Here is a 5,175-nt window from a genome sequence, read left to right on the forward strand (position 1 = left end):
AGATACGACGACACGACCGCCGGATCGGTGACCGCGCCCTCGTCGAGGATATGCAACTCGCCACCGCAGGCCAGGCTCGCGAACACCACCGTGTTCCCCAGATCGGTCGCCTGCCCCTGCAACACCGCAAACCGGCCCGGCCCCTCAAAACCCACCCGCCCCGGCACCGACCCCACATAATTCGCCAGCGCCCCATGCGTGACCGCGACACCCTTCGGCCGCCCCGTCGAACCCGACGTATACATCACATACGCCACCTGCGCAGGCACCACACCCGCAATCACCGGAGCCGTGACAGGAAGCGCCGCCAACTGCATGGATACCAGGGGGCCATCCACCGCCACCAACCGCTGCCGGCCCGCCGGAAGATCCTCCAGCACCTCCTCGGAGGTCAAGGTCAGAACAGCACCACTGTCGGCCAGCATGAACGCGATCCGCTCAGCCGGCAGACCCGGATCCAACGGAACGTAAGCCGCCCCCGCCCGCCACACACCCAAAATCGCCGCAATCGACTCGACACCCCGGGGCAGGCACAACCCCACCACCGACTCCACACCCACACCCTGCACCCGCAAGAAATGCGCCAACCGATTCGCCCGCGCATCCAACTCCGCATACGACACCGACACACCACCCGACACCACCGCAACAGCATCCGGCGTCCGCACCACCTGCCCACCGAACAACTCAACGACCCCAGCAGGCGTCACGCCGCCAGCCGTCTCATTCCACACCTCAAGAACCCGACGACGCTCAACCGCACCCAGCACATCCACCGAGGAAATCGGTGCCTGCGGGTCCTCGGCGAGGGCTGACAGCACTCGTACCAGGGAGCCGACGAATCGTTCGATCGTGTCGGCCTCGAACAGATCCGCCGCGCCCGTGACCATGCCGCCGAGACCGGCCGCGCTGCCTTGGTCGTCGAAGTTCTCCCCCACGAACACTGTGAGATCGAACTTCGCGCCGACGTCAGCCATTGGAGCCGAGCCGGATTGAGTCTCCGCCTTCTTCTTTGTCCTGCTCTTGGACCTCGCTTCGCGCACCTCGACGGTGTCCTGGAAGGTCAGCATGACCTGGAACAGGGGCTGGCGGGCGAGCGATCGGGCAGGGGCCAGTTCCTCGACCAGGCGCTCGAACGGAACGTCCTGGTGCGCGAAGGCACGCAGCCCCTTCTCCCTTACCTGCTCAAGGAGTTCAGCAAAAGTCGGGTCCCCGGACAGATCGCTCCGGATCACCAGCGTATTGACGAAGCAGCCCACCAGATCGTCCAGGGCTTCGTCCGTCCGCCCGGCGATCGCGCTCCCGATCGGTATGTCGGAGCCGGCACCAAGACGGTTCAGCGTCGCGGCCAGGCCCGCCTGGAACAACATGAACAGGGTTACGCCCCGCTGCCGTGCCAGTTCCCGCAGCCGCTGATGCGACTCGGCCGGCAGGCTCCACTTCACGCCGTGGCCCCGGTGAGAGGGCACCGCCGGGCGCGGCCGGTCGAAGGGAAGCTCCAACTCCTCGGGCGCGCCTTCGAGTTCGTCACGCCAGTATGCGACCTGCTGGGACAGGACACTCTCAGGGTCCTTCTCGTCGCCGAGCAACTCCCGCTGCCACACGGTGTAGTCCGCGTACTGCACCGGCAAGGGAGCCCACTGCGGCGCATTGCCCGTACGGCGTGCCTCGTAGGCCGTGGACACGTCCCGGGCCAACGGGCCGTTCGACCAACCGTCACTGGCGATGTGGTGTACCACCAGGACGAGCACATGCTCGTTCGCGCCCTCTGCACCCTCTGCGAACAGCCATGCCCGGATGGGCACTTCGTTCGCGAGGTCGAACTCGTAGGCCGTAGCCGCGGCGACCGCGCTCGTCATGTCCGTCGGCTTGTCGTAGTCGGCCAGGTCGACGATGTGCAGATCCCAGGACAGTTCCGAGGGGTCGAGGATGCGCTGGTATGGCTCGCCGTCGGAGGTCGCGAGGATCGTGCGCAGCACCTCGTGCCGGTCCAGCACGTCGCGCAGGGCCGCGGCCAGCGCCGCCCGGTCCACCTGACCGGTCAGGCGAATCACGGTCGGCATGTTGTACGTAGGGCTCGGGCCCTCCAACTGCGCGATGAACCACAGCCTGCGCTGCGCGTACGACAGGGGAACGCGCTCAGGCCGCTCCCCGGCCACCAACGCGGTCCGGCTCCCCGTGGCGCCGCCGAGCCGAGTGGCCAGGCCAGCCGGCGTCGGTGCCTCGAACAAGGCCCGCAGCGGCACCTCCCTGCCCAGCACCGTCCGAACCCGGCTGATGAGGCGGGTGGCCAGCAGTGAGTGCCCGCCGAGGGCGAAGAAGTCGTCGTGCACGCCGACGCTGTCGAGCCCGAGCACCTCGGCGAACGCGGCGCACAGGAGTTCTTCCTGCACGGTGGCAGGCCCTCGGACCGCGCTCTGCGCGTACTCGGGGACGGGCAGCGCCTTGCGGTCCACCTTCCGGTTCACCGTCAACGGCAACGCGTCGAGGACGACGATCGCCGATGGCACCATGTAATGCGGCAGCCGTTCGGCCGTGAACTCCCTTGCTCCCTCTCGCAGTTCTTCGGCATCCGTGCTGTCGCTCGACCGCACCACGTAGGCGACCAGACGTAGGTCACCCGGCATGTCCTCGCGCGCGATCACCGCCGCCTGGGTGATCTCAGGGTGGGCCTCCAGTACCGCCTGCACCTCGCCCGGCTCGACCCGGAACCCACGGATCTTCACCTGCTCGTCCGCGCGCCCCGCGAACACCAACTGCCCATCGGCGGTCCAGCGAGCCCGGTCTCCGGACCGGTACATCCGGCCTCCGGTCGGCCCGGACGGGCACGCGACGAACCTTTCCGCCGTGAGGGCGCTGCGGCCGATGTACCCGCGGGCCACTTGGTCGCCGGCGATGTACAGCTCGCCAACCGTCCCGACGGGCACGGGGGCGAGATGGTCGTCGAGCACGAACAGCCTGGTGTTGGCGATAGGCGGGCCCATCGGAACCACCGGGCCCGGCTCATCGTCCACCGGACCGGCCGTGACGATCACGGTCGATTCGGTCGGACCGTAGGAGTTGATCAGGCGACGGCCTTCATTCCACACCTCCGCCTGGGCCGCCGACAACGGTTCGGCACCCACCCGCAGGGTGGTCACGCCGGCCAAGTCCGCCGGTTCCAGTACCGCCAGCAGGGACGGCACCACGCTGGCCGTCCGCACGCCCGACTCCCGTATCAGCTGCCCCAGTTGCTGGGCATCAGCACGATCGGCGGCCCCGGCCACAACAAGAGTGCCCCCGGCCGTCAGTGTCGCGGCCACGTCCAGCACCGAGGCGTCGAAACTGAACGACGCGAACTGCAGAACGCGCACTCCGGGCCCAGCGTCCAGCACCGGGCGCAGCGCGGTGGCGACGTTCCTCATTCCACCGTGTGTGGCGTGCACGCCCTTGGGCCGCCCCGTCGAGCCCGACGTGTAGATCACGTACGCCGCCTGGTCGTCGGCGAGGTGAATGTCGGGTGCCGTCGACGGCGCTTGGGCGAGGGCCGCGGTGGTCTCGGCGTCATCGAGATTCAGTGCCGGAGTGGCCAGGTGCCGGGTGAGTTCGGCAAGTCCCACGACCACCGTCGCGCCACTGTCGGCCAGCATGAACTCCAGCCGCTCGACGGGGTATTCGGGATCCAGCGGGACGTAGGCGGCACCGGTCTTCCACACACCCAGGATCGCCGCGACCATGTCGACACCCCGCGGCAGGCACAACCCCACGACTGACTCTGGACCGACACCCTGCGCCCGCAGGACATGCGCCAGCCGGTTCGCACGCGCGTCCAGGTCCCCGTACGACAGCTCCGCACCCTCGAACACCACCGCAACAGCACCGGGATCAGCCGCCGCACTCTGGGCGAACTGCTCCGGCACCAAAACATCCGGCACCTCAGCCGCAGTGTCGTTCCATTCCTCGACCACCAGACGACGCTCATCCTCGTCCAGGATGTCGACCGCGCTCAGCGGAAGGGTCGGGGCGGTGACGAGGGTTTCCAGGACGCGTCCCCAGCGGTCCGCCAACCGTTCGACGGAATCCGCGTCGAACAGGTCGGCCGCGGCAACAACCGAGCCGCGCAGCCCACTCGGAGCGCCTTGCTCGTCGTACAACTCAGTGGCCGTCACCTCCATGTCGAACTTCACCGACGCCGCACCGGATGCACCTGCTCCCGCAGGCAGTCCACCGCTCCGCGCGCCGGGCAGGTCCAACGCCGCCCGTGCGTTGTTCTGCAGCGTGAACATCACCTGGAACAGCGGGTGCCGTGCCAGCGAACGCACCGGCCCGAGTTCCTCCACCAGCCGCTCGAACGGCACATCCTGATGCGCGAACGCACCAAGGCCCGCCTCCCGCACCCGACTCAAGGTCTCCACGAACGTCGGGTCGTCCGAGAGATCGGCACGGATGACCAGACTGTTCACGAAGAACCCGACCAGATCATCCAGGGCCTCGTCCGTACGCCCCGCCACCGCCGACCCGATCGGAATGTCGGTGCCCGCACCCAATCGCGAGAGCAGCGTCGCGAGTGCCGCCTGCAACACCATGTAGACGGTCACGCCCTCAGAACGTGCCAACTCCACTACACGCGCATGCAATTCAGCGGATGCCGACAACTGAACCTGATGGGCCCGGTGCGAGGCGACGGCCGGGCGCGGTCGGTCAGAGGGCAGTTCCAGCGACTCGGGGAGTCCGGCCAGAGCGTCTCGCCAGTAGGCGACTTGGGCGGCGAGCAGGCTGTCGGGGTCGTTCTCGTCGCCGAGCAGGTCCCGCTGCCAGAGCGTGTAGTCCGCGTACTGCACCGGCAACGGCGCCCACTGCGGCACCCGGCCCTCGACACGCGCCGCGTACGCGACCGACAGGTCACGCGCCAGCGGAGTCACCGACCAGCCATCACCCGCAATGTGATGCAGCAACACGACCAGGACATGCTCATCCGGACCCACCTCGAACAACGACACCCGCAACGGGATCTCAGCGGCCAGGTCGAACACATACTGACCCGCCCGCGCCACCGCCTCGTCAAGCCCGTCCGGTTCCACCGCCGCGACCATGAGCTCGAACCCACACTCCGCAACGGGCAGGATCCGCTGGTACGGCTCACCCTCCACCGCGGGAAACACCGTCCGCAACACCTCATGACGCCCCAGCACGTCC

Annotated in this window: 1 protein-coding gene; it reads right to left on the reverse strand. The window is 68.2% G+C overall.

Features of this window, described 5'->3' with window-relative positions:
- Positions 1-5,171 (reverse strand): amino acid adenylation domain-containing protein (locus tag ACFWP7_RS42305; RefSeq protein ID WP_384393899.1); only part of this gene is annotated, 5,171 nt, incomplete at its 3' end.
- Between the last annotated feature and the right edge of the window lie 4 nt (positions 5,172-5,175).

The sequence above is a fragment of the Streptomyces sp. NPDC058470 genome (assembly GCF_042721055.1).
Taxonomy (GTDB): domain Bacteria; phylum Actinomycetota; class Actinomycetes; order Streptomycetales; family Streptomycetaceae; genus Streptomyces.